General features: G+C 72.2%; 18 protein-coding genes. 9 read left to right on the forward strand and 9 right to left on the reverse strand.

Annotated features, from left to right (window positions below):
• Positions 1-3: 3 nt before the first annotated feature.
• The 4 genes from map to JOE61_RS21025 are packed head-to-tail and all read right to left on the reverse strand — an operon-like array spanning position 4 to position 3,975.
• Positions 4-771 carry a type I methionyl aminopeptidase gene (map, locus tag JOE61_RS21010; protein ID WP_193670648.1) on the reverse strand — a complete coding sequence of 256 codons (768 nt, stop codon included), beginning with the start codon at positions 769-771 and terminating at the stop codon, positions 4-6.
• Positions 772-788: 17 nt separating this feature from the next.
• Positions 789-1,952 carry a thiolase family protein gene (locus tag JOE61_RS21015; protein ID WP_193670649.1) on the reverse strand — a complete coding sequence of 388 codons (1,164 nt, stop codon included), beginning with the start codon at positions 1,950-1,952 and terminating at the stop codon, positions 789-791.
• Positions 1,949-3,001 (reverse strand): thiolase family protein, encoded by a 1,053-nt coding sequence (locus tag JOE61_RS21020; protein ID WP_193670650.1) that lies wholly within the window; start codon positions 2,999-3,001, stop codon positions 1,949-1,951. Before JOE61_RS21020 ends, JOE61_RS21015 begins: the two co-directional genes overlap by 4 nt.
• 17 nt (positions 3,002-3,018) lie before the next feature.
• A complete protein-coding gene (locus JOE61_RS21025) occupies positions 3,019-3,975 on the reverse strand; it encodes a Zn-ribbon domain-containing OB-fold protein (protein WP_193670651.1) in 957 nt (318 codons plus the stop codon).
• 59 nt (positions 3,976-4,034) lie between these two features.
• Between JOE61_RS21025 and JOE61_RS21030 the strand changes: the two genes are divergently transcribed.
• Together JOE61_RS21030 and fadD8 are read left to right on the forward strand one after the other, a co-directional pair.
• Entirely contained in the window at positions 4,035-5,078 is a 1,044-nt protein-coding gene (locus JOE61_RS21030; RefSeq protein WP_193670652.1) for an LLM class F420-dependent oxidoreductase, read from the forward strand.
• 941 nt (positions 5,079-6,019) lie between these two features.
• On the forward strand, positions 6,020-7,615 hold the full coding sequence (gene fadD8 / locus JOE61_RS21035) for a fatty-acid--CoA ligase FadD8 (protein ID WP_193670653.1): 1,596 nt from the start codon (positions 6,020-6,022) through the stop codon (positions 7,613-7,615).
• Between the two features lie 40 nt (positions 7,616-7,655).
• Here the strand turns inward: fadD8 and JOE61_RS21040 are convergent, their stop codons facing one another.
• Positions 7,656-8,495, reverse strand: a complete 840-nt coding sequence (locus JOE61_RS21040) for a crotonase/enoyl-CoA hydratase family protein (protein WP_193670654.1) — start codon at positions 8,493-8,495, stop codon at positions 7,656-7,658.
• Positions 8,496-8,542: 47 nt separating this feature from the next.
• Here JOE61_RS21040 and JOE61_RS21045 point away from each other — a divergent pair, with 47 nt between their 5' ends.
• Both JOE61_RS21045 and JOE61_RS21050 read left to right on the forward strand, forming a co-directional pair.
• On the forward strand, positions 8,543-10,180 hold the full coding sequence (locus tag JOE61_RS21045) for an acyl-CoA synthetase (protein WP_193670655.1): 1,638 nt from the start codon (positions 8,543-8,545) through the stop codon (positions 10,178-10,180).
• Between the two features lie 21 nt (positions 10,181-10,201).
• Positions 10,202-11,305, forward strand: a complete 1,104-nt coding sequence (locus tag JOE61_RS21050; RefSeq protein ID WP_193670656.1) for an NAD(P)H-dependent flavin oxidoreductase — start codon at positions 10,202-10,204, stop codon at positions 11,303-11,305.
• A 9-nt stretch (positions 11,306-11,314) separates the two neighbouring features.
• On the opposite strand, the gene fadD1 is transcribed toward JOE61_RS21050, so the two are convergent.
• The 3 genes from fadD1 to JOE61_RS21065 all read right to left on the reverse strand — a co-directional run bounded on the left by fadD1 (position 11,315) and on the right by JOE61_RS21065 (position 15,253).
• Positions 11,315-12,883, reverse strand: a complete 1,569-nt coding sequence (gene fadD1, locus JOE61_RS21055; protein WP_193670657.1) for a fatty-acid--CoA ligase FadD1 — start codon at positions 12,881-12,883, stop codon at positions 11,315-11,317.
• A 73-nt stretch (positions 12,884-12,956) separates the two neighbouring features.
• The gene (locus tag JOE61_RS21060) at positions 12,957-14,060 is read right to left on the reverse strand and encodes an acyl-CoA dehydrogenase family protein (protein ID WP_193670658.1); all 1,104 of its coding nucleotides are present in this window, start codon (positions 14,058-14,060) and stop codon (positions 12,957-12,959) included.
• Between the two features lie 5 nt (positions 14,061-14,065).
• Positions 14,066-15,253, reverse strand: a complete 1,188-nt coding sequence (locus JOE61_RS21065; RefSeq protein WP_193670659.1) for an acyl-CoA dehydrogenase family protein — start codon at positions 15,251-15,253, stop codon at positions 14,066-14,068.
• A 122-nt stretch (positions 15,254-15,375) separates the two neighbouring features.
• Between JOE61_RS21065 and JOE61_RS21070 the strand changes: the two genes are divergently transcribed.
• The 4 genes from JOE61_RS21070 to JOE61_RS21085 all read left to right on the forward strand — a co-directional run bounded on the left by JOE61_RS21070 (position 15,376) and on the right by JOE61_RS21085 (position 18,775).
• Complete coding sequence (locus tag JOE61_RS21070; protein WP_193670660.1) at positions 15,376-16,542, forward strand: 3-ketosteroid-9-alpha-monooxygenase, oxygenase component; 1,167 nt, start codon at positions 15,376-15,378, stop codon at positions 16,540-16,542.
• A complete protein-coding gene (locus JOE61_RS21075; RefSeq protein ID WP_193670661.1) occupies positions 16,542-16,844 on the forward strand; it encodes a hypothetical protein in 303 nt (100 codons plus the stop codon). Before JOE61_RS21070 ends, JOE61_RS21075 begins: the two co-directional genes overlap by 1 nt.
• Positions 16,845-16,848: 4 nt before the next feature.
• Complete coding sequence (locus tag JOE61_RS21080; protein ID WP_193670662.1) at positions 16,849-17,919, forward strand: ferredoxin--NADP reductase; 1,071 nt, start codon at positions 16,849-16,851, stop codon at positions 17,917-17,919.
• A 229-nt stretch (positions 17,920-18,148) separates the two neighbouring features.
• Entirely contained in the window at positions 18,149-18,775 is a 627-nt protein-coding gene (locus JOE61_RS21085; protein ID WP_193670663.1) for a hypothetical protein, read from the forward strand.
• Between the two features lie 10 nt (positions 18,776-18,785).
• Here JOE61_RS21085 and JOE61_RS21090 read toward each other — a convergent pair whose 3' ends face one another.
• Complete coding sequence (locus JOE61_RS21090; RefSeq protein ID WP_193670664.1) at positions 18,786-19,466, reverse strand: MBL fold metallo-hydrolase; 681 nt, start codon at positions 19,464-19,466, stop codon at positions 18,786-18,788.
• Between the two features lie 173 nt (positions 19,467-19,639).
• Between JOE61_RS21090 and uvrA the strand changes: the two genes are divergently transcribed.
• Positions 19,640-22,699 (forward strand): excinuclease ABC subunit UvrA, encoded by a 3,060-nt coding sequence (gene uvrA, locus JOE61_RS21095; RefSeq protein ID WP_193670665.1) that lies wholly within the window; start codon positions 19,640-19,642, stop codon positions 22,697-22,699.
• Positions 22,700-22,718: the final 19 nt, after the last annotated feature.

Consider the following 22,718-nt stretch of genomic DNA (forward strand, 5'->3'; position numbering starts at 1 on the left):
GCCTCAGCCACGCGCGGTGAGCACCAGCGGGCCGTCCTCGGTGACCGCCACGGTGTGCTCCATGTGGGCGCCCCGGGCGCCGTCGGCGCTGCGGATGGTCCAGCCGTCGGCGTCGGTGTAGATCTCGTCGGTGGTGTGCACGAACCACGGCTCGATCGCGATGACCAGCCCCGGCTTGAGCTTGAAGCCGCGCCCGGGCCGCCCGTCGTTGGGCACGTGCGGGTCGCCGTGCATCGTGCGGCCCACGCCGTGCCCGCCGAACTGCAGGTTGACCTTCAGGCCCTCGGCCCGGGCCACCTCGCCGATGGCGGCCGAGATGTCGCCGATGCGGTTGCCGACCGTGGTGGCGCCGATGCCGGCGGCCAGTGCCCGGTCGGTGACCTCGATCAGGTGCAGGTCCTCGGCCCGCGCCGTGCCCACGACCATGCTGAAGGCGGAGTCGGCGACCCAGCCGTCGACGCTGGCGGCGAAGTCGACGCTGAGCAGGTCGCCGTCGGCGAGCACGTAGTCGCGCGGCAGGCCGTGCAGGACCGCGTCGTTGACCGAGGTGCACAGCACCTTGCCGAAGGGCGAGGCGCCGAAGGAGGGGTGGTAGTCGATGTAGCAGGACTCCGCGCCGCGCTCGCGGATCATCTCGTGGGCCACCGCGTCGAGCTCGAGCAGGTTCATCCCGACGTCGGCGACCTCGGAGAGCCGGGTGATGACGTCGGCCACGAAGCGTCCCGCGGGACGCATCTGCTCGATCTGGGTGGGCGTGCGCAGCTCGATCATGCGCTGAGCCTACGGCGTCAGTGCTGGGGCTTCTCCGCCCCCACGACCCACATCGAGAAGAACTGCGAGCCACCGCCGTAGGCGTGTCCCAGGGCCCGGCGCGCACCGTCGACCTGGTGCTCCCCGGCCGCGCCGCGCACCTGCAGCGCCGCCTCGCCGAAGCGCAGCATGCCGGAGGCGCCGATCGGGTTCGACGAGAGCACCCCGCCCGAGCAGTTGACCGGCAGCCGCCCGTCCATGGCCGTCTCGCCCGACTCGGTGAGCTTCCAGCCGGCGCCCTCCTCGGCGAAGCCCAGCGACTCCAGCCACATCGGCTCGAACCAGCTGAAGGGCACGTAGATCTCGGCCACGTCGATCTCGTCGATGGGGGAGGTGATGCCGGCCTGCTTCCACAGCGAGGCGGCGGCGTCGCGGCTGGCCTGGGGGTTGACCTGGTCGCGCTCGGCGGCCGTGGTCGCCTCCGAGCGCATCGCGGTGCCGTGGATCCACGCGGGGTTGGGCGAGGAGGCGGCGACGTCCTCGTCGACGATCACCAGCGCGCAGGCGCCGTCGGAGGAGGGGCAGGTCTCGTCGTAGCGGATCGGGTCCCAGAGCATCTGCGAGGCCAGCACCGACTCCACGGTGGTGCCCTCGTTGTGCAGGTGCGCGTAGGGGTTGCGCAGGGCGTTGGTGCGGTCCTTGGCCGCGACGACCGCCCCGACGTGGGTGGGCGCGCCCGAGCGGCGGATGTAGGAGCGCACGTGGGGGGCGAAGTAGCCGCCCGCGCCCGCGTGCACCGGCATGTTGAAGGGCACGGGCACCGACAGCGCCCACATCGCGTTCGACTCCGACTGCTTCTCGTAGGCGACGGTGAGCACCCTTTTGTGCACCCCGGCCTGCACCAGCGAGGCCGCCACGATCGCGGTCGACCCGCCCACCGACCCGGCGGTGTGCACCCGCAGCAGGGGCTTGCCGGCCGCGCCCAGCGCCTCGGCCAGGAACAGCTCGGGCATCATCACGCCCTCGAAGAGGTCGGGGGCCTTGCCGACGACGATCGCGTCGATCTCGTCGAGGGTGAGGCCGGCGTCCTCGAGGGCCCGGTCCATCGCCTCGCGGCACAGCCCGGCCATGGACACGTCGTCCCGCTTGGCGCGGTGGTGGGTCTGGCCCACCCCGATCACGGCGGCTGGCTGCTTGCTCATCGCTGTCCTTCCAGGGTGCACACGAGGTTCTGCTGCAGCGCCGGGCCGCTGGTCGCGTGGGCCAGCGCCTTGTCGGACTCCCCGTCCCACACCCGCCGGGCCGCCTCGCCGATCCGGATGCCACCGGCCGAGAACATCGGGTTGCTGGTCAGGGCGCCGCCCGAGGGGTTGATCCGCACGTCGTCGCCCAGCCCCAGCTCACGGCGCAGCACCAGCTCCTGGTGGCTGAACGGCGCGTGCAGCTCGGCGAGGTCGACCCCGTCGAGGTCGAGCGCCGCGCCCGAGCGTGCCGTCGAGGGCGAGCGGGTCAGGTCGCGGGTGCCCATGCTCATCGGGTCGACGTGGTGGGAGATGCCGCTCAGCCATGCGGGCCGGTCGCGGACCTCGCGGGCCCGGTCGCCGGCGGCCAGCACGATGGCGGCCGCCCCGTCGGTGACCGGTGCGCAGTCGTGCTTGCGCAACGGGTCGGCGTACACCGGGCGGGCGAGGAGCTCGGCGACCGAGGAGCCGCCGCTGCGCACGGCGTACTCGTTGGTCTCGGCGTCGGTGAGCGAGCGGTGGGCGACCTCGGCCATGGCCTGCTCGTCCCAGAGCCCGGCGTCGAGGCCGGCGCGGGCCTGCAGCCCGGCCAGCGACACGGTGTCGGGCCACAGCGGCGTCATCGTGTAGGGCTCGAGCTGCAGGGCCAGGGTGCGTCGCAGCAGCCCCGCCGAGCTCTTGCCGAAGGCGTAGACCAGCGCGGTGTCGACCTCGCCGGTCTGGATCTTGAGCCAGGCCTCGTAGACCGCCCAGGCCAGGTCCATCTCGACGTGCGACTCGTTGACCGGGGGGATCACCCCGATCGCGTCGACGGCCTGCACGAACGAGAACGAGCGGCCGGCCAGGTAGTCGGAGGACCCGGAGCACCAGAAGCCGATGTCGCGCCGGGTCCACCCGGTCTGCTCGTAGCACTCCGCGAAGAGCGGCACGAGCAGCTCCACGCACGTGGGGGACCCGTCGAACTCCTGCATCTGCCGTTGGGCGAACCCGACGACGGCGACGTCTCTCATGCGTCTCTCTTCCCGGCTCAGAGGTGCTGGCTGTAGGTGTCGTAGGCGGCGTCCGGTTCGCCGGTCGGCCTGAAGTGGCTGATGTTCTCGATGGTGGTGCCCCACTCCTCGCGCGGCTTCCAGACGGCCTCGACCCGCATCCCCATCCGCACCTGGTCGGCGGGGACGTCGAGGATCAGGTGCAGGAAGGCGATGTCGGCCCCGTCGAGCAGCACGTACGCCGACACGTAGGGCGGCGTGATGCGCTGGCCCAGGAACGGCACGTTGACGATGCAGAAGGTCGTCACCGTGCCGGTCTGGGAGAGCTCGACCTCGTCGGTGGTGGGAGTGCCGTCGGCCGGGCAGGCGCTGCGAGGCGGCACGTAGACCTTGGCGCAGGTGGGGCAGCGCTGCCCCAGGACGCGGCCCTCGGCCAGCCCGCGGTAGAACGCGGACTCCTCGGGGGAGGCGGCGTAGGTGTAGTCGAGGGCGACCGGGGTGACCACGCCGGTGACGGGGTCGAGCGTGCTGCGCGGGCCGGGCGGCGGGGCCGCCTGGTCGGTGACCGGCTCGAAGCACTCGATGTCGGTGATGGCGCCGGTGCGCTGGGCGCGCCAGCGGACCTGCACCCGCATGCCCGTGGCCACGTCGCCGGGCGAGGCCACGTCGAGCGCGTGCAGGAAGGGCCTGGTGGCCCCGTCGAGCAGCACCAGGGCGAAGGCGAAGGGCCGGTCCAAGGGCTGGGCGGCGACGGGCTCGGCCACCCACGACCAGCTCGCCACGGTGCCGGTGGGGGAGACCTCGACGAAGTCGGTGGTCGCGGCGTGGGTCACGGGGTCGTACTCCGGGGGCGGGACGACGACCTCGCCGTCGCTGGTGCGCCCGCCGACGACCACGCCGTCGCGCAGGCCGGTCAGGAACCGGCCCAGGACCGGCCCGGTCGACCGGGTGTAGTCGAAGGCGACGGTGACCGGGGCAGACAGGGTGCGCGACATGAGGACGAAAGTAGAACACGTTCTATCTTCCGTGCAAGGGGTCTGGCAGGCTGTCGCCCATGAAGTTGGGACTGCAGCTGGGGTACTGGGGCGCACAGCCGCCCACCCACCACGCCGAGATCGTCCGGGCCGCCGACGAGTCGGGCTTCGACGCGGTCTTCACCGCCGAGGCCTGGGGCTCCGACGCCTTCACGCCGCTGGCCTGGTGGGGCCGGGAGACCACGAGCGTGCGGCTGGGCACCTCGATCGTGCAGATGTCGGGGCGCACCCCCACCTCGATCGCCATGCACGCGCTGACCCTCGACCACCTCAGCGGTGGCCGGATGGTGCTGGGCATGGGCGTGAGCGGGCCCCAGGTGGTGGAGGGCTGGTACGGCGAGCCCTTCGCCAAGCCGTTGGCCCGCACCCGCGAGGTCGTCGACATCATCCGCCAGGTGCTGCGCCGCGAGGGTCCCGTCACCAACGACGGACCGCACTACCCGCTGCCGTACGCCGGCGAGGGGTCGGTCGGCCTGGGCAAGCCCCTGAAGTCGATCACCCACCCGCTGCGGGCCGACATCCCCATCTGGCTGGGCGCCGAGGGGCCCAAGAACGTCGCGCAGACCGCGGAGATCGCCGACGGGTGGATCCCGATCTTCTACACGCCGAGGTCGGCCGGCATGTACCGGCCCTGGCTCGACGAGGGCTTCGCCCGCGAAGGCGCCCGGCGCACCCGCGAGACCTTCGAGATCGCCGCGACCTGCCACTTCCAGGTCGTCGCCGACGCCGCCGAGAAGCAGCGCGTCGTGGACGGGATGAAGCCGGTCGTGGCGCTCTACATGGGCGGGATGGGCGCCAAGGAGGCGAACTTCCACAACCAGGTCTTCGTGCGGATGGGCTACGAGTCGCTCGCCGCCGAGGTGCAGGAGCTCTACCTGGCCGGCAAGAAGGACCAGGCCACCGCACTGATCCCCGACGAGCTCGTCGACGACATGCACATCATCGGCACCACCGGCGAGGTCAAGGAGCGGGTCGCGCAGTGGGAGGAGACCGGCGTGACCACGCTGATGCTCTCCCTGAACACGGCCGACGAGGTCCGCTCGGTCGCCGAGCTGCTCGCCTGAGGCCGGCGCCGTACGCCGTGTGGGGGCGGGGTCTCGGCGTCGCTCGAGCCTTCGGCCCCGCCGTTGGTCGAGCAGTGACGAGCGTCAGCGAGGAGCGTCGCCGAGACCGGGTGACCGTCGTGGTCGCCGTACGCCGTGTGCTCGCTGGGTCTCGGCGTCGCTCGAGCCTTCGGCCCTCGCTGCTCGACCAACGGCGGTGGTCGTTGGTCGAGCAGTGACGAGCGCCAGCGAGGAGCGTCGCCGAGACCCGGTGAGTGACGTGGTCGCCGTACGCCATGGACTCGCTGGGTCTCGGCGTCGCTCGAGCCTTCGGCCCTCGCTGCTCGACCAACGGCGGTGGTCGTTGGTCGAGCAGTGACGAGCGCCAGCGAGGAGCGTCGCCGAGACCCGGTGACCGACGTGGTCGCCGTACGCCGTGTGCTCGCTGGGTCTCGGCGTCGCTCGAGCCTTCGGCCCTCGCTGCTCGACCAACGGCGGTGGTCGTTGGTCGAGCAGTGACGAGCGCCAGCGAGGAGCGTCGCCGAGACCCGGTGAGTGACGTGGTCGCCGTACGCCGTGTGCTCGCTGGGTCTCGGCGTCGCTCGAGCCTTCGGCCCTCGCTGCTCGACCAACGGCGGTGGTCGTTGGTCGAGCAGTGACGAGCGCCAGCGAGGAGCGTCGCCGAGACCCGGTGAGTGACGTGGTCGCCGTACGCCATGGACTCGCTGGGTCTCGGCGTCGCTCGAGCCTTCGGCCCTCGCTGCTCGACCAACGGCGGTGGTCGTTGGTCGAGCAGTGACGAGCGCCAGCGAGGAGCGTCGCCGAGACCCGGTGACCGACGTGGTCGCCGTACGCCGTGTGCTCGCTGGGTCTCGGCGTCGCTCGAGCCTTCGGCCCTCGCTGCTCGACCGACGGGGAAGGTCCCCTGGCGCAGAACTGGAACACGTTCTAGTCTCAGCGCCATGAGCGACTCCGACCTGCGCACCGGTACCCACAACGGCCACCTGATGGCGGCCGCCCTCAAGCGCCACCGCGACCGCCCGGTCATGCACCTCGGCGACGTGACCCTCACGGGCGGGGAGGTCGCCGACCGGATCAGCCAGTACGTGCAGGCCTACGAGGCGCTCGGGGCGGGGCGCGGCACCGCCGGCGCCCTGCTGGCGCTGAACCGGCCCGAGGTGCTGTTCATCATCGGCGCGGGGCAGACCCAGGGCTTCCGGCGCACGTCGCTGCACCCGCTCGGCTCGCTCGAGGACCACGCCTACGTCATCAACGACGCCGAGATCACCACGTTGACCATCGACCCGCAACCGATGTTCGTCGAGCGGGCGCTCGGGCTGCTCGAGAGGTGCCCCCGGCTCGAGAAGGTGCTGACCATCGGCCCGGTGCCGCACGAGCTGGCCCACGTCGGCCACGACCTCGCCGCGGCCGCGGAGCACTGCGAGCCACGTCGCCTGGAGGCGGCCACGCTGGCGCCCGACCACGTCGTGTCCGTCACCTACACCGGTGGCACCACGGGCAGGCCCAAGGGCGTCGTGGGCACCGCGCAGGCGATGACCACGATGACCCAGGTGCAGCTGGCGGAGTGGGAGTGGCCGGAGTCGCCGCGCTTCTTGATGTGCACCCCGCTCTCGCACGCCGGCGCGGCGTTCTTCGTGCCGACGGTGATGAAGGGCGGCACCCTCTTCGTCCTCGGCAGGTTCGACCCCGCCGAGGTGCTGCGCACCATCGAGGAGCAGCGCATCACCGCCACGATGCTGGTGCCCTCGATGCTCTACGCACTGATGGACCACCCCGACTCCCGCACCCGCGACCTCTCGTCGCTCGAGACCGTCTACTACGGCGCCTCGGCGATCAACCCGGTCCGGCTGCGCGAGGCGATCGACCGCTTCGGCCCGGTCTTCGCGCAGTACTACGGGCAGTCCGAGGCGCCGATGGTCATCACCTACCTGGCCAAGGACGACCACGTGAGCGGCGACGAGCGGAGGCTGGCCTCCTGCGGGCGGCCGTCGGCCTTCCTGCGCACCGCCCTGCTCGGCGAGGACGGCCGACCGGTGGCGCCCGGCGAGCCGGGGGAGATCTGCGTCGCCGGCCCGCTGCTGGCCGGCGGCTACTGGAGGCTGCCCGAGGCGACGGCCGAGACCTTCCGCGACGGCTGGATGCACACCGGCGACGTGGCCCGCGAGGACGAGGACGGCTTCTGGTACATCGTCGACCGCACCAAGGACATGATCGTCACCGGCGGCTTCAACGTCTTCCCCCGCGAGGTGGAGGACGTCGTCGCCGAGCACCCGGCGATCGCGCAGGTCGGCGTGATCGGCACGCCGCACGAGAAGTTCGGCGAGGCCGTCACCGCGATCGTCGTGCTGCGCGAGGGGTGCGAGCTCACCGACGAGGTGGTCACCGAGATCCAGCAGCTGGTCAAGGACCGCAAGGGCTCGGTGCAGGTGCCCAAGCAGGTGCTGGCGACCGACGCGCTGCCCCTGACCGGGCTCGGCAAGCCCGACAAGAAGGCGCTGCGCGCGCAGTACTGGACGGGGGAGCGCGCCGTCGGCTGAGCCAGACTGAGCCCAACGAGGACCGCGGCGCCGCCCCGCGTCAGCGGCCGGTGAAGCGGGGTGCCCGCTTCTCCAGGAACGCGCGCGGACCCTCCTTGGCGTCGTCGGAGGAGAAGACGGCCGCGCCCACGCGGGCGTCGTCGGCCCAGCAGTCGTCCTCGTGCCTGCCCTCGGAGTCGCGCATCGTGCGCAGGATCGCCTGCACGGCCAGCGGGCCGTTGGCGGCGACCAGGTCGGCCAGCTCGCGGGCCTTGGCCAGCGCCTGGCCATCGGGCACGACGTGGCCGATGAGGCCGAGCTCCTTGGCCTCGGGTGCGCGCAGCGTGCGACCGGTGAGCAGCAGCTCGGCCGCGACCGTGTAGGGGACCTGGCGCGGAAGCCGGACGGCGGAGCCGCCCATCGGGTAGAGCGACCAGCGGGCCTCGGCCACCCCGAACCTCGCGGACTCGCCGGCCACCCGGATGTCGGTGCCCTGCAGGATCTCGGTGCCGCCGGCGATGGCCGGGCCCTCGACGGCGGCGACCAGCGGCTTGGTGAGCCGGAAGCCCTTGAGCAGGCCCTTGATCACCGTGGGGTCGTACTCGCCCGACTCGAAGCTCTCGGAGGGCGGCTTCTCGTCGGCGGCCTGCAGGTCCATGCCGGCGCAGAAGTAGCCGCCGGCGCCGGTCAGGATGCAGACCCGGATCTCATCGTCGGAGTTCACCCGGTCCCAGGCCTGCTCCATGATCCGCAGCATCTGCCCCGACAACGCGTTGCGCCGCTCGGGCCGGTTCATGGTGACGGTGAGGACGTGGCCCTCCTGCTCGACCAGGCAGTGCGGCTGCTCAGCGGTGCCGTCGGGGCCGTCGGGGGCGGTCGGGAAGTCGCTCTGGGCGGTCATGTCGAGAGACTCTAGCCAAGAACGAGAACGTGTTCTAGTCTCGCGATGTGGCCAAGAACATAGCTGACCTCTTCGAGCACGCCGTCGACGTCGTCCCCGCGAACCCTGCCGTCAAGCTCGGCGACGAGGTGGCGACCTACGCCGACCTGGAGGCCCGGGCCAACCGCCTGGCCCACCACCTGCAGGCCCAGGGCGTCGAGCCCGGCCAGCACGTCGGGGTGTACGCCAAGAACTCCATCGACCACGTCGTGGCGGTGCTGGCGGTCCTCAAGATCCGCGCCGTCAGCATCAACGTGAACTACCGCTACGTCGAGAGCGAGCTCAACTACCTCTTCGACAACGCCGACCTCGTGGCCCTGGTCCACGAGCGCACCTACGCGCCGCTCGTCGCGGCCTGCGCCCCGCAGCACGAGCGGCTGCGCACCTACGTCGCGATCCGCGACGTGGGGGCACCCGACGACGACAGCGACCTGACGTCCTTCGGCGGCGTGACGCTCGAGGAGGCGGTGGCCGGCCACAGCGCCGAGCGCGACTTCGCCGAGCGCAGCCCCGACGACCTGCACATCATCTACACCGGCGGCACGACCGGGTTCCCCAAGGGCGTGATGTGGCGCCACGAGGACTTCTGGCGGGTGCTCGGCGGCGGCATCGACTTCTACACCGGCGCCGAGCTGGAGGAGCACGACCAGTCCAAGCAGGCCACCGACCCGCGGATGGTCACCTTCCCGCTCAGCCCGCTCATGCACGGCGGGGCCCAGGCGGGCCTGCTCATGCACCTCTTCGCCGGCCACCTCACGGTGCTCGAGCCCAAGTTCGACGCCCGCCGCACCTGGGAGGTCATCGAGCAGGACAAGGTGCAGCTCGTCTTCATGACCGGCGACGCGATGGCCCGCCCGCTGATCGAGGAGTACGAGCGCCAGGCCGCGACCGGCACGGCGTACGACGCCTCGAGCCTCTTCGCGATCTCCAGCAGCGCCGCGATCTTCAGCCACCCCATCAAGCAGCGCTGGATGGAGGCCTTCCCCGACGCCATCTTCACCGACTCGGTGGGCGCCTCCGAGACCGGCTTCCAGGGGATGGGGATGCAGGACAAGGACCACATCAGCACCGACGGCCCGGTCATCGGCCTCGGGCCGCGCAGCGTCGTCATCGGCGAGGACGGGCGCCTCCTCGACATGACCGAGGACGTCGGCCGCACCGGCCGCCTCGGCCGCGGCGGCTCGGTGCCCGTCGGCTACTACAAGGACCCCGAGAAGTCGGCCGCCACCTTCATCGAGATCGACGGCGAGCGCTACTCGGTGCCCGGCGACTTCGCCCGCATCGAGACCGACAACCGCATCACGCTGCTGGGCCGCGGCTCGAACTGCGTCAACACGGGCGGCGAGAAGGTCTTCCCCGAGGAGGTCGAGATGGCCATCAAGGGCCACCCGGCCGTGTACGACGTGCTGGTGGTCGGGATCCCCGACGAGACCTACGGCCAGGCGGTGGCCGCGGTGTGCGAGCTGCGCGAGGGCGCGAGCCTGGAGCTCGACGAGCTGCGCGAGCACCTGCGCGAGCACCTCAGCGGCTACAAGCTGCCGCGCCACCTCACGCTCGTCGACCGCGTGCCCCGCAACGCCACCGGCAAGGCGCAGTACGTCGCGGCCAAGAAGATGATCACCGACGCCAGCGTCGCGTCGGTCTGACCCCCGGACCAGGAGACCCCCGTGCGCACCCCCCTCTGCGACCGCTTCGGCATCGAGCACCCGATCTTCGCCTTCACCCCCTCCGAGCACGTCGCGGCCGCGGTCTCGCGCGCCGGCGGGCTCGGCGTGCTGGGCTGCGTGCGGTTCAACGACACCGACGAGCTCGAGCGCACCCTGAGCTGGCTCGACGACAACACCGACGGCAAGCCCTACGGCGTCGACATCGTGATGCCGATGAAGGTGCCGACCGAGGGCTCCTCGCTCGACCTGGGGGCGATGATCCCCGAGGAGCACCGCCGGTTCGTCGACGAGACGCTGCTCAAGCTGGGCGTGCCGCCGCTGCCCGAGGGCGAGGGCCGCGAGGGCGTGCTCGGGTGGCTGCACTCGGTGGCCCGCTCGCACCTCGACATCGCGCTGGCGCACCGTCCGGTGCTGATCGCCAACGCACTGGGCTCGCCCCCGGTCGACGTCATCGAGAAGTGCCACGAGCACGGGGTCGCGGTCGCGGCCCTGGCCGGCGCGGCCAAGCACGCGACCAGCCACGTCGCCAACGGCGTCGACATCATCGTGGCCCAGGGCTACGAGGCCGGCGGGCACACCGGCGAGATCGCCAGCATGGTGCTGACCCCCGACATCGTCGACGCCGTCGGGCCCGACGTGCCGGTGCTCGGGGCCGGCGGCATCGGCTCGGGACGCCAGGTCGCGGCCTCGCTGGCGCTGGGCGCCCAGGGCGTGTGGACCGGCTCGATCTGGCTCGGCACCGAGGAGTACCGCTCGCTGTCGAGCAGCGCCGGCTGGGAGACCGCGTTCCTGCGCGCCACCTCGAGCGACACCGTGCGCAGCCGGGTCTACACCGGCAAGCCCGCGCGGCTGCTCAAGACCCGCTGGACCGAGGCCTGGGCGCAGGAGGGTGCCCCGGCGCCGCTGCCGATGCCCCTGCAGAACCTGCTGGTCTCCGACGCCCACAACCGGATCAACGCCTCCGGCGACCCCGACGTCGTCGCGATGCCCGTCGGGCAGATCGTGGGCCGGATGAACCAGGTGCGCCCGGTCGCCGAGGTGATGGCCGAGCTGGTCGCCGGCTTCGACGAGGCCGTCGCCGGCCTCGAGAAGGTCCGCGGCTGAGGCGGCTCCTCAGGCGTAGGCGCGCCCGCGCTCCTCGCGCGTCCAGAGCGTGCCGCCGCCGGCACTGACGCCCTCGGCGACCAGCTCGCGCTTGAGCACCTTGTTGGTCGCCGTCGAGGGCAGGTCGTCGTTGAGGCGCACGTAGCGCGGCCACGCCTTGGGGGACAGGTCGGGCTGGGCGGCGAGGAACTCCTCGAGCTCCTGCGGCGTGAGCCGGGCCTCGTCCTCGAGCACGATCGCGGCCATCACCTGGTCGCCGACCCGCTCGTCCGGGACGGCGTACACCGCCACCCGGCTCAGGCCCGGGAGGCGCTGCAGGATCCGCTCGATCGGCCCGGCGGCCAGGTTCTCGCCGTCCACGCGCATCCAGTCGGCGGTGCGCCCGGCGAGGTAGATCCAGCCGTCGGCGTCGCGGTAGGCCAGGTCGCCCGACCAGTACATGCCGTGGCGCATCCGCTCGTCGTCGGCCTGCGGGTCGTTGTAGTAGCCGGAGAAGTAGCCGCGGCCCTGGGTGTTGACCAGCTCGCCGACCGCCTCGTCGGCGTTGGTCAGCGCACCGTGCTCGTCGAAGACCGCGACCGGGCACTCGGTCACGCTCTCGCTGTCGTAGATCGCCACGCCGTCGGTGCCCCTGCCGACCGAGCCCAGCGGGGTGCCGTCCTCGCGCTGGATGATGATGGCCAGCTCGGTGGAGCCGAAGCCGTCGACGACGCGGCAGCCGAAGCGGCGTGCGAAGTCGTCGATGTCGCGGTCGCTGGCCTCGTTGCCGAAGGCCGCGCGCAGCGTGTTGTCGGCGTCGTCGTCGCGCTCGGGCGTGGCCAGCACGTAGGCCAGTGGCTTGCCGACGTAGTTCATGTAGGTGACGCCGTGCTTGCGGACGTCGTCGAGGAACCGCGAGGCCGAGAAGGTGGCCGGCACCATCGTGGCGCCACAGGTCAGCGCCACCGCCCAGCCGGCGGCCACCGCGTTGGAGTGGAACAGCGGCATCGCCAGGTAGCAGACGTCGTCGGGCCCGAGCGAGAAGCGGCCGACCAGGTCGAGGCCCGAGAAGACGGGCAGGATGTGCGGGACCTGCACCGCCTTCGGGTCGCCGCTGGTGCCGCTGGTGAAGATCATCATCATCGTGTCCATGGCGCCGACCTCGCGGTGCGGTACCAGTGGCCCCGCCGCGGCCACCTCGTCGGCCCACCCCTCGGAGCCGACGTCGACGACGCGGGCCCCGCCGAGGTCGAGGCCCTCGACCAGCGGCAGGTGCGCGGCGTCGGTGAGGAGCACCTGGCAGTCCGCGCGGCGTACGTCGGCTGCCAGCGGCTCGCCGCGCCGGGTCGTGTTGATCCCGCACAGCACGTAGCCGCCCAGGCCTGCTCCCGCCATGGCGCGCAGCATCTCGGGGCCGTTGTCGAGCAGGGTCCCCACGTGCACCGGGCGGTCGGGGTCGAGCCCCGAGACCAGCGCCGCCGCCTCGGCCGAGGCCTCGGCCAGGTGCTGGCGCCAGGTCCAGGACCGGTCGCCGTGCACCATCGCCGGTCCGTCGTCCTCGAGGCGCTCGCGCAGCAGCTGCTGCACCGTCTCCGCCATGTCGTGCTCCCTCTCCCTCGGTGCTCCTGGGTGGTGCTGGTGGTGCTGGGTGGTGCCGGCCCGGGTCTGGTGACTAGGCCGGCTCGGTCGCGAGTGCGCGACCGATGCTGAGTGCCTGCTCGGTGGCGCTGCCGAAGGCGAGCTCGAAGCGCTTGGCCGTCGTGAAGTAGCGGTGGGCCTCGCCGTCGAGGTCGATGCCGACGCCGCCGTGCACGTGGACGGTGGTGTGCGCCAGCCGGTGCGCGGCGTCGGCCGCCCAGAGCTTGGCGACGGCGACCTCGGTCGCGGCGGGCAGGCCCTCGGCCAGGCGCCACACCGCCGACCAGAGCACCAGGCGCTGGCCGAGCACGTCGATGTAGCCGTCGGCCAGGCGCTGCGAGACGGCCTGGAAGGTACCGATCGGGCGGCCGAACTGCTCACGGGTCTTCGCGTATCCGGCGGTCAGGTGCAGCGCGCCCTCCGTGACGCCCAGCAGCTCGGCGGCGGTGCACGCGGTCAGCAGCCGGCCCAGCCGGGTCGCCGCGTCGTCACCGGGGGTGCCGACCGCCTGCGCGGGGGCGCGGTCGAGGTCGAGCCGCGCCACCTCGTCACCGTCGCTGGTGCGCCCCGGCGCGCTGCGCAGCCCGGTGGTCCCGGCCTCGACCAGGAAGAGCCCGGCACCCTGGTCCGTGCTCGCGCTGACGACGTACGCCGCCGCCGCCCCGCCGGCGCGCACCATCACCTTGGTGCCGCTGAGCACCCAGCCCTCGCCCTCGGGCTCGGCGCGGACGACCGGGCGCGAGGGCAGGTGGCTGCGCTCCTCGGAGACCGCGGCGGCGAGCACCGTGGTGCCGTCGGCCGCGCCGGGCAGCCAGCGGTCCTGCTGCACGCCGTCGGCGTGCTCGGCCAGCAGCAGCGCGACGGCGCCGTGGGTGGCCAGCGGCACCGGGGCGACCCGGCGGCCCACCTCGACGAGCACGCGGCACAGCTCGACGAGGCCGAGGCCGGCCCCGCCGTGCTGCTCGGGCACGGCCAGGGACAGCAGACCGGCCTCGCCGAGGGCGGCCCACAGGTCGCGGTCGAAGCGGTCGCCGGCGGCCTCGACGGTCCTGAGGCGCTCGGTGCCGGTGCGGTCGGCGAGGATGCGGGCGGCCAGCTCGGCCGCCTCGTCCTGCTCGGGGGTGAAGGTGAAGTCCATGGGTCCTACCTCTTCGCTGCCGGCAGGCCGAGGCCCACGTAGCCGATGATGTCGCGCTGGATCTCGTTGGTGCCGCCGCCGAAGGTCATCACCAGCGCCGAGCGGTGGTAGCGCTCGAGCCGGCCCGCGAGGACCGCGCCCGCCGACCCGGCGGCCAGGCCCGCCTGGGGCCCCACGACCTCCATCAGCGAGCGGTAGACCTCGGTGGCCAGCTCGGAGCCGTAGATCTTGGTGGCCGACGCCTCGGCGGGGGACAGGTCGACGCCCTGGTCGGCGTCGGAGGCCAGTTTCCAGTTCAGCAGGGTCAGCATCTCGATGCGGGCGTGCGCCCGGCCCAGCGCGACCTGCACCCACTCGGTGTCGACGACGCGCTGCCCGTCGGGGTTCTTGGTCTCCTGGGCCCACCGGCGCACCTGCGCCAGCGACTGCACCAGCGGTGCCGACGAGGTCAGGGCGACCCGCTCGTGGTTGAGCTGGTTGGTCATCAGCGACCAGCCGCCGTTGAGCTCGCCGACGAGGTTGCCCACCGGCACCCGCACGTCCTCGTAGTAGGTGGCGCTGGTGCCGACGCCGGCCACCGTGTGCACCGGGGTGTAGGAGAAGCCGGGGGAGTCGGCCGGCACCAGGATCATCGACAGGCCCTTGTGCCTGGGCAGGTCGGGGTCGGTGCGGCAGGCCAGCCAGAGCCAGTCGGCGTACTGGATGAGCGAGGTCCACATCTTCTGGCCGTTGATCACGAACTCGTCGCCCTCGCGCACCGCCCGGGTGCGCAGCGAGGCGAGGTCGGTGCCCGAGCCGGGCTCGGAGTAGCCGATCGAGAAGTGCAGCTCGCCGGCCAGGATGCGGGGCAGGAAGTACTCCTTCTGCTCCTCGCTGCCGTAGCGCATGATCGTGGGACCGACGGTGTTGAGCGTCAGGTAGGGGATCGGCACCCCGAAGTCGGCCGCGACGTCGGTGAAGACCAGCTGGTCGACCATCGAGCGTGCCTGCCCGCCGTACTCCGCGGGCCAGCCGATGCCCAGCCAGCCGTCGCTGCCCAGCCGGCGGATCACGTCCTTGTAGACGCCGGCCTCGCCGAACTCGCCGGTCGCCGCCGACAGCCCTGCCCGCACCTCGGGGGTGACGAGCGCGGAGAAGTACTCGCGCAGCTCCTCGCGCAGGGCGAGCTGCTCGGGCTCGAGAGCCAGGTGCATGGTGGGTCTCCGCTTCGGTGGGGTCCCGCTCGCCGGGGTCGCGACGGGTGTGGCTGGCGCCACACTGGAGAAAACTATAACCTGTTCTCGTTTTGGTCCACCGACACGACTGGAGAGACGCCATGAGCGGGACGACCAGCAGCACCCCCCGCCTCCTCGACCGGGGCACCGCACCCGACCGCTACGCGCGCGGGTGGCACTGCCTGGGACTGGCGAGCACCTTCGCCGACGGCCTGCCGCACCGCGTCCAGGGCTTCGGCGGCCAGCTGGTCGTCTGGCAGGACTCCCAGGGCGGGCTGAACGTGCTCGACTCCTACTGCCGCCACATGGGCGGGGACCTCTCGCAGGGCAGCGTGAAGGGCGACGAGATCGCCTGCCCCTTCCACGACTGGCGCTGGGGCGGCGACGGGCGCTGCAAGTCCATCCCCTACGCCAAGCGCGTGCCGCTGCGGGCCCGCACCCAGCGGTACGCCACGGAGGTCCGCAACGGCCAGCTGCTGATCTGGCACGACCCCGAGGGCTCCGCCCCCGACCACGACCTGCTGCCGCCCGAGCTGCCCGGGATCGGCACCGACGCCTACACCGACTGGGCCTGGGAGGTCGTGCCCATCGAGGGCTCCAACTGCCGCGAGCTCATCGACAACGTCGTCGACATGGCGCACTTCTACTACGTGCACCTGTCGTTCCCGACCAGCTTCCGCAACGTGTTCGAGGGGCCGCGGGCCACGCAGTACATGGAGTCCAAGGGCCGCCCCGACGTGAGCGGCGGCTACGGCGACGAGGACCTCTTCCTGAGGTCCGAGGCGACCTACTACGGACCGTCGTACATGATCAACTGGCTCGACGTGGACTACAAGGGCTTCCGCACCGAGGTCGTGCTGATCAACTGCCACGTGCCGACCGGGCCCGACTCCTTCACCCTCCAGTACGGCATCTCGGTCAAGAAGCCCGACGGGCTCGACGAGGCCACCGCGCAGTTCATCGCCGCGAAGTACGCCGACATGTTCGGCAGCGGGTTCCTCCAGGACGTCGCCATCTGGAAGAACAAGGTGCCGGTGCAGAACCCGCTGCTCTGCGAGGAGGACGGCCCCGTCTACCAGCTGCGCCGCTGGTACGAGCAGTTCTACGTCGACGCCGCCGACGTCACCCCCGAGATGACCGAGCGCTTCGAGTTCGAGGTCGACACGACGCTGGCCAACGAGTACTGGCAGCAGGAGGTGGCCGAGAACCTGGCCCGCCGCCAGGCCGGGGACCAGGCTGGGGACCCCGGCGTCATGACAGGCAGCTGATGGCCTCGTTCGTGCCGACCAGCCCCGAGACGCTGGAGGACCAGCGGCTCTACACCGCGGCCAGGCTGACCCCGGTCGACTGCCTGGACTGCCGGGCCCGGGTCGGTGTGAAGAAGAACAGCGACCACCACACCTCCGTCCAGTGGAGCACCGCGGCGCGCGAGCACTGCCCCGAGCTGTCCCGGCGGGGCAGCGACCGGTCGGGGCGGGGCCTGCAGCAGGGCTGCTCGCGCCTGGCCGCGAGCATCGAGGCCGCTGTGCGGGACGGCGCGGTCCCCGTCGGGGCCGAGGACGGATACTGAGCGCGTGGACATCGACAGCTTCGACCTGGAGGTCGTCGACGTGGTCGAGGAGACCGCCGACGCCCGCTCCATCTCGTTCCGCGTCCCCGAGGGCGCCGAGGAGCACTTCCGCTACAAGCCGGGGCAGTTCCTGACCCTCGCGGTGCCCTCCGACCGCACCGGCGTGGCCGCGCGCTGCTACTCGCTGTCCTCCAGCCCGCACGACGACGGCCCGCTGACCGTGACCGTCAAGCGCACCGCCGAGGGCTACGCGTCGAACTGGATCTGCGACCACCTGCGGCCCGGGTCGACCATCCGCTCGCTGCCCCCCAGCGGCATCTTCACCCCGGCCTCCCTCGATGCCGACCTGCTCCTCTTCGGCGGCGGGAGCGGCGTGACCCCGGTCATGTCGATCCTGCGCACCGCGCTGGCCCGGGGCACCGGACGGATCGTGCTGTTCTACGCCAACCGCGACGAGAGGTCGGTGATCTTCGCCGCCGAGCTGGCGCGCCTGGCCCGGGAGCACCCCGAGCGGCTGCAGGTCGTGCACTGGCTCGAGTCGGTGCAGGGCCTGCCCGACCAGGCCCAGCTGCGCGCCTTCGCCGCGGCGTACGCCGATCGCGACGCCTTCGTCTGCGGCCCGGCCCCGTTCATGAAGGCCACCGTCGCCGCCCTGCGCGAGCTCGACTTCCCCCGCGCGCGCCGCCACCAGGAGAAGTTCGTCTCGCTGGGCGGCAACCCGTTCGGCGACGCCGTCGGCGCGGGGGAGACCCAGGTCGAGGTCACCGACACCGACGCCGAGACCGAGGTCGGGCGGGGACCCGTGCGGCTGGAGGTCGAGCTCGACGGCACCACCCACTCCTTCGACGACTGGGCCCCCGGCACCACCCTGCTCGACCACCTGGAGGCCAAGGGCGTGGCCGCGCCGTTCTCGTGCCGCGAGGGCGAGTGCTCGGCCTGCGCGGTGCGGCTGCTGGAGGGCGAGGTGAGCATGACGAACAACGACGTGCTCGACGACGAGGACCTCGCCGACGGCATCCGGCTGGCCTGCCAGTCGCACCCGGTCACCGACAGCGTGCGGGCGACGTACCACTGAGTCCTGGTGGGCCGACGGGGCCGGTGCCACACCATGGCCACGTTAAATCCACAGGACGGTAACAACCGCCCCTCCTCCCGGATCCCGCTCTGCCAGGGGCTGCGCGCCCTGAGCGGGTGGCCCGAGGCGGTCTAGACAGCAATCTCAAATGATTGGCAACAAGTTCCTCCGGGGTAGGGATGTCGTTGAGATGGGTGTCCGCACCCTCCCCGATCCCCCGGAGGCACCCATGGCCACCGTCGCCGTGCTCCTCGTCGTCCTGCTCGTCTGTACCGCCGCCGGCCTCGCCGCGGCGCCGCTCGGCGACCGGCAGCGGTCCCGTGAGCGCACCCGGCGCCTGCGCTACGTCGAGCGGCACCCCCAGCGGGTGAACCTCGGCGACATCGAGACGCTGCTGCGCGTCCACGAGCTGCCCGAGGAGGAGATCCGCCTCCTCTCGGCCAAGGCCCGCCGCCGGGGCATCCGGCCGCTGACCATGTGGATGTGGATCCAGCAGCGCGGGGTGCACACGTTGGCGGTCGTGGTGGCCGCCGACCTGTCCCACGAGGAGCTCATCGCCCACCTGGCCCACGGCACCGTGCCGGACCTGGCCGAGCTCGAGGTCTTCGCCGCGCTCAACGGCCTGACCCGCTCGGCGGCCGAGCCGTCGCGTCCGGCGCTGCCGGTGGCCGCCGCCGTGGCGCCCGCGCAGCGGCCCGCGGCCCCCACGGTCACCGCGCGCACCGAGGCCGACGAGCCCGCCGCGCGGGCGCTGCCGCCCGTGCTCGGCCCGGGCTCGTGGCCCTACGGCGACATCCGCGACATCCTGGGCTCCACCGACGGGCCCGAGGCGGGCCGCGACGGCCACGCCGCCTGACGGACGGCTCTCACCAGCCGCGCTCGCGCCACCCGGGCAGGTGCGGACGCTCGGCACCGAGGGTCGAGTCGCCCCCGTGGCCGGGGTAGAACCAGGTCTCGTCGGGCAGCGTGGCGAAGATCTTGTGCTCCACCTCGTCGACCAGCTGCCGGAAGGCCGCCTCGTCGCCGAAGGTGGCCCCGACGCCCCCGGGGAACAGCGAGTCGCCCGTGAACAGGTGCGGGTGCCCGTCGGGGTCGGCGGGGTCGTCGTAGACCAGCGCCACCGAGCCGGGCGTGTGCCCGGCCACGGCCAGCACGCGCAGGCTGCACCGCCCCACCCGCACGGTGTCGCCGTGCGCGAGGCGGCCGGTGACCTCGACACCGGTCTGCTCGGTGACGGCGTCGGCGTCGGGCTCGCCGACGAGGACCTCGGCCCCCGTGGCCTCGACGACGGCGGCCAGTGCCCGGTGGTGGTCCCAGTGCTGGTGCGTGGTGACGACGGCCGACAGCCCGGCCGCCCCGACGAGCGGCAGCAGCGTCTCCGGCTCGGCGGCGGCGTCGACGAGCACCTGCTCGCCGCTCTCGCGGCAGCGCAGCAGGTAGCAGTTGTTGGACATCTCCGGGTCGACCGCGACCTTGGTGATGCTCAGGTGCGCGAGCTCGCGCACCTGCGCCTCGCCGCCGGGTCGGACGTCTCCGGTGTAGGTCATGTCCCCAGCATGCCGCGCGGGGCGTGACCAACGGCGCACCGGGTGGGTGTGGGTCGGGGGCCCTCGCGCTGGCACCGTTGTCGCTGGCGGGTGGCACCGTGGGCGAGGACGTGCGCCGTCGGGGCTGCCGCCGTACTATCACGAACGCGTGTTCGATCGACCAGGGAGACTTCGTGCAGGACCAGCTCATCATCCGGGGCGCCCGGGAGCACAACCTCAAGGACGTCTCGATCGACCTGCCCCGGGACTCCCTCATCGTCTTCACGGGCCTCTCCGGCTCGGGCAAGTCCTCGCTCGCCTTCGACACCATCTTCGCCGAGGGCCAGCGCCGCTACGTCGAGTCGCTGTCGGCCTACGCCCGGCAGTTCCTGGGCCAGATGGACAAGCCCGACGTCGACTTCATCGAGGGGCTCTCGCCCGCCGTCTCCATCGACCAGAAGTCGACCTCGAAGAACCCGCGCTCCACGGTCGGCACCATCACCGAGGTCTACGACTACCTGCGCCTGCTCTACGCCCGCGCCGGGCGCCCGCACTGCCCCACCTGCGGGGCGCCGATCGAGCGGCAGACGCCCCAGCAGATCGTCGACCGGGTGCTCGCGCTCGAGGAGGGCCGGCGCTTCCAGGTGCTCGCGCCCGTCATCCGCGGTCGCAAGGGCGAGTACGTCGACATGTTCTCCCAGCTGCAGACCCAGGGCTTCTCGCGGGCCCGGGTCAACGGCGAGACGCACACGCTCGACGCGCCGCCGACGCTGGACAAGCAGAAGAAGCACACGATCGAGGTGGTCGTCGACCGGCTCTCGGTCAAGGAGTCCAGCAAGCGCCGCCTGACCGACTCCGTCGAGACCGCTCTCGGGCTCGCCGGGGGGCTCGTGGTCTTCGACTTCGTCGACCTGCCGGCCGACGACGAGCACCGCGAGCTGCGCTTCAGCGAGAAGATGGCCTGCCCCAACGAGCACCCGATCGACGTCGACGAGCTCGAGCCGCGCTCGTTCTCCTTCAACTCGCCGTTCGGCGCCTGCCCGGCCTGCACCGGCCTGGGCACCCGGATGGAGGTCGACGGCGAGCTTGTCGTGCCGAACCCGGCGGCGACCCTCGGCGAGGGCGCCATCCAGCCGTGGAGCCACGCCCACGTCTCCGACTACTTCCTGCGCCTGCTCGGTGCGCTGGGCGGCGAGCTCGGCTTCGACCTGAACACCCCCTGGGAGGAGCTGCCCGCCTCGGCGCGCAAGGCGATCCTCGACGGGCACGCGCGCAAGGTCCACGTCGTGACCCGCAACCGCTACGGCCGCGAGCGCGCCTACGACGCCGCCTTCGAGGGCGTGCGCTCCTACGTCGAGCGCCGGCACCGCGAGGCGGAGTCCGACACCAGCCGCGAGCGCTTCGAGAGCTTCATGCGCGAGGTGCCCTGCCCCACCTGCGACGGCTCGCGGCTCAAGTCGGTCTCGCGCTCGGTGACGCTGACCTCGGTCGCCGACGGCGAGCCCCGGCGCGCCGGCATCGCCGAGGTCTGCGCGCTGCCGATCAACGAGGCCTCGCAGTTCCTCAGCGAGCTCGACATGACCACCCGCGAGCGCCAGATCGGCGAGCGGGTGCTCAAGGAGATCCACGAGCGGCTGCAGTTCCTGCTCGACGTGGGCCTCGACTACCTCTCCCTCGACCGGCCCTCGGGGTCGCTGTCGGGCGGCGAGGCCCAGCGCATCCGCCTGGCCACCCAGATCGGCGCCGGCCTCGTCGGCGTCCTCTACGTGCTCGACGAGCCCTCGATCGGCCTGCACCAGCGCGACAACCAGCGGCTGATCGAGACCCTGCTGCGGCTCAAGGACCTCGGCAACACCCTGATCGTCGTCGAGCACGACGAGGACACCATCAAGGTCGCCGACTGGGTCGTCGACATCGGGCCGGGGGCCGGCGAGCACGGCGGCCAGGTCGTGCACAGCGGCACCGTGCAGGACCTCTACGACCACCCCGACTCGATGACCGGGCAGTACCTCTCGGGTCGCCGCGAGATCCCCGTGCCGGCCGTACGCCGCCCGCGCACCGTGGGCCGCGAGCTCAAGGTCCTGGGTGCGCGCGAGCACAACCTCGCCGACGTCGACGTGTCGTTCCCGCTCGGGCTCTTCGTCGCCGTGACCGGGGTCTCCGGGTCCGGCAAGTCCACGCTGGTCAACGACATCCTCTACACCTCGCTGGCCAAGCAGATCTACAACGCCCGCACGCTGCCGGGCCGGCACCGCGCCATCACCGGCACCGAGCACGTCGACAAGGTCATCCACGTCGACCAGTCGCCGATCGGGCGCACGCCGCGCTCGAACCCCGCGACCTACACCGGCGTCTTCGACCACGTGCGCAAGCTCTTCGCCGCCACGCCCGAGGCCAAGATGCGCGGCTACCTGCAGGGCCGCTTCTCCTTCAACGTCAAGGGCGGTCGCTGCGAGGCGTGCTCGGGCGACGGCACGCTGAAGATCGAGATGAACTTCCTGCCCGACGTCTACGTCCCGTGCGAGGTCTGCCACGGCGCGCGCTACAACCGCGAGACGCTCGAGGTGCACTACAAGGGCAAGACCATCGCCGAGGTCCTCGACATGCCGATCGAGGAGGCCGTCGACTTCTTCGCGGCCGTCCCGGCGATCTCGCGCCACCTGACCACCCTGGTCGAGGTGGGGCTGGGCTACGTGCGGCTCGGCCAGCCCGCCACCACGCTGTCGGGCGGTGAGGCGCAGCGCGTCAAGCTCTCCGCCGAGCTGCAGAAGCGCTCCACCGGGCGCACGGTCTACGTGCTCGACGAGCCCACCACCGGCCTGCACTTCGAGGACATCCGCAAGCTGCTGCTGGTGCTGGGACGCCTGGTCGACTCCGGCAACACGGTGCTGGTCATCGAGCACAACCTCGACGTCATCAAGACCGCCGACTGGCTGGTCGACATGGGCCCCGAGGGCGGCTCGCGCGGCGGCCTGGTGGTCGCCGAGGGCACCCCCGAGCAGGTGGCCGCGGTGCCCGAGAGCCACACGGGCCGCTACCTGGCCCCGCTGCTCGAGGGCAAGGAGGCCGAGCAGCCCAGCGGCATGCTGGGCGCCGACGAGGCGCCCGCGCCCGTGCGCGCCACGCGACGCCAGGCCGCGGCCCGCGCGGCCAACGAGCGCGCCGCGACCACGCGGCGTACGCCCCCGAAGGCCGCGAAGAAGCCGGCCGGGAAGAGCACCGGCAAGGCGGCGGCGAAGAAGCCTGCTCGTTGAGGCACCTGGCTAGGGTGTG

The organism is Nocardioides salarius (assembly GCF_016907435.1).
Taxonomy (GTDB): domain Bacteria; phylum Actinomycetota; class Actinomycetes; order Propionibacteriales; family Nocardioidaceae; genus Nocardioides; species Nocardioides salarius.

Excerpts from the sequence above, each read along its gene's own strand:
- JOE61_RS21060 (WP_193670658.1), bottom strand. The coding sequence starts at position 14,060 with ATGGACTTCACCTTCACCCCCGAGCAGGACGAGGCGGCCGAGCTGGCC.
- JOE61_RS21020 (WP_193670650.1), bottom strand. The coding sequence starts at position 3,001 with ATGAGAGACGTCGCCGTCGTCGGGTTCGCCCAACGGCAGATGCAGGAG.
- JOE61_RS21090 (WP_193670664.1), bottom strand. The coding sequence starts at position 19,466 with ATGACCTACACCGGAGACGTCCGACCCGGCGGCGAGGCGCAGGTGCGC.
- map (WP_193670648.1), bottom strand. The coding sequence starts at position 771 with ATGATCGAGCTGCGCACGCCCACCCAGATCGAGCAGATGCGTCCCGCG.
- JOE61_RS21065 (WP_193670659.1), bottom strand. The coding sequence starts at position 15,253 with ATGCACCTGGCTCTCGAGCCCGAGCAGCTCGCCCTGCGCGAGGAGCTG.
- JOE61_RS21085 (WP_193670663.1), top strand. The coding sequence starts at position 18,149 with ATGGCCACCGTCGCCGTGCTCCTCGTCGTCCTGCTCGTCTGTACCGCC.
- JOE61_RS21025 (WP_193670651.1), bottom strand. The coding sequence starts at position 3,975 with ATGTCGCGCACCCTGTCTGCCCCGGTCACCGTCGCCTTCGACTACACC.
- fadD1 (WP_193670657.1), bottom strand. The coding sequence starts at position 12,883 with ATGGCGGAGACGGTGCAGCAGCTGCTGCGCGAGCGCCTCGAGGACGAC.
- fadD8 (WP_193670653.1), top strand. The coding sequence starts at position 6,020 with ATGAGCGACTCCGACCTGCGCACCGGTACCCACAACGGCCACCTGATG.
- JOE61_RS21040 (WP_193670654.1), bottom strand. The coding sequence starts at position 8,495 with ATGACCGCCCAGAGCGACTTCCCGACCGCCCCCGACGGCCCCGACGGC.
- JOE61_RS21015 (WP_193670649.1), bottom strand. The coding sequence starts at position 1,952 with ATGAGCAAGCAGCCAGCCGCCGTGATCGGGGTGGGCCAGACCCACCAC.
- JOE61_RS21075 (WP_193670661.1), top strand. The coding sequence starts at position 16,542 with ATGGCCTCGTTCGTGCCGACCAGCCCCGAGACGCTGGAGGACCAGCGG.
- JOE61_RS21030 (WP_193670652.1), top strand. The coding sequence starts at position 4,035 with ATGAAGTTGGGACTGCAGCTGGGGTACTGGGGCGCACAGCCGCCCACC.
- JOE61_RS21070 (WP_193670660.1), top strand. The coding sequence starts at position 15,376 with ATGAGCGGGACGACCAGCAGCACCCCCCGCCTCCTCGACCGGGGCACC.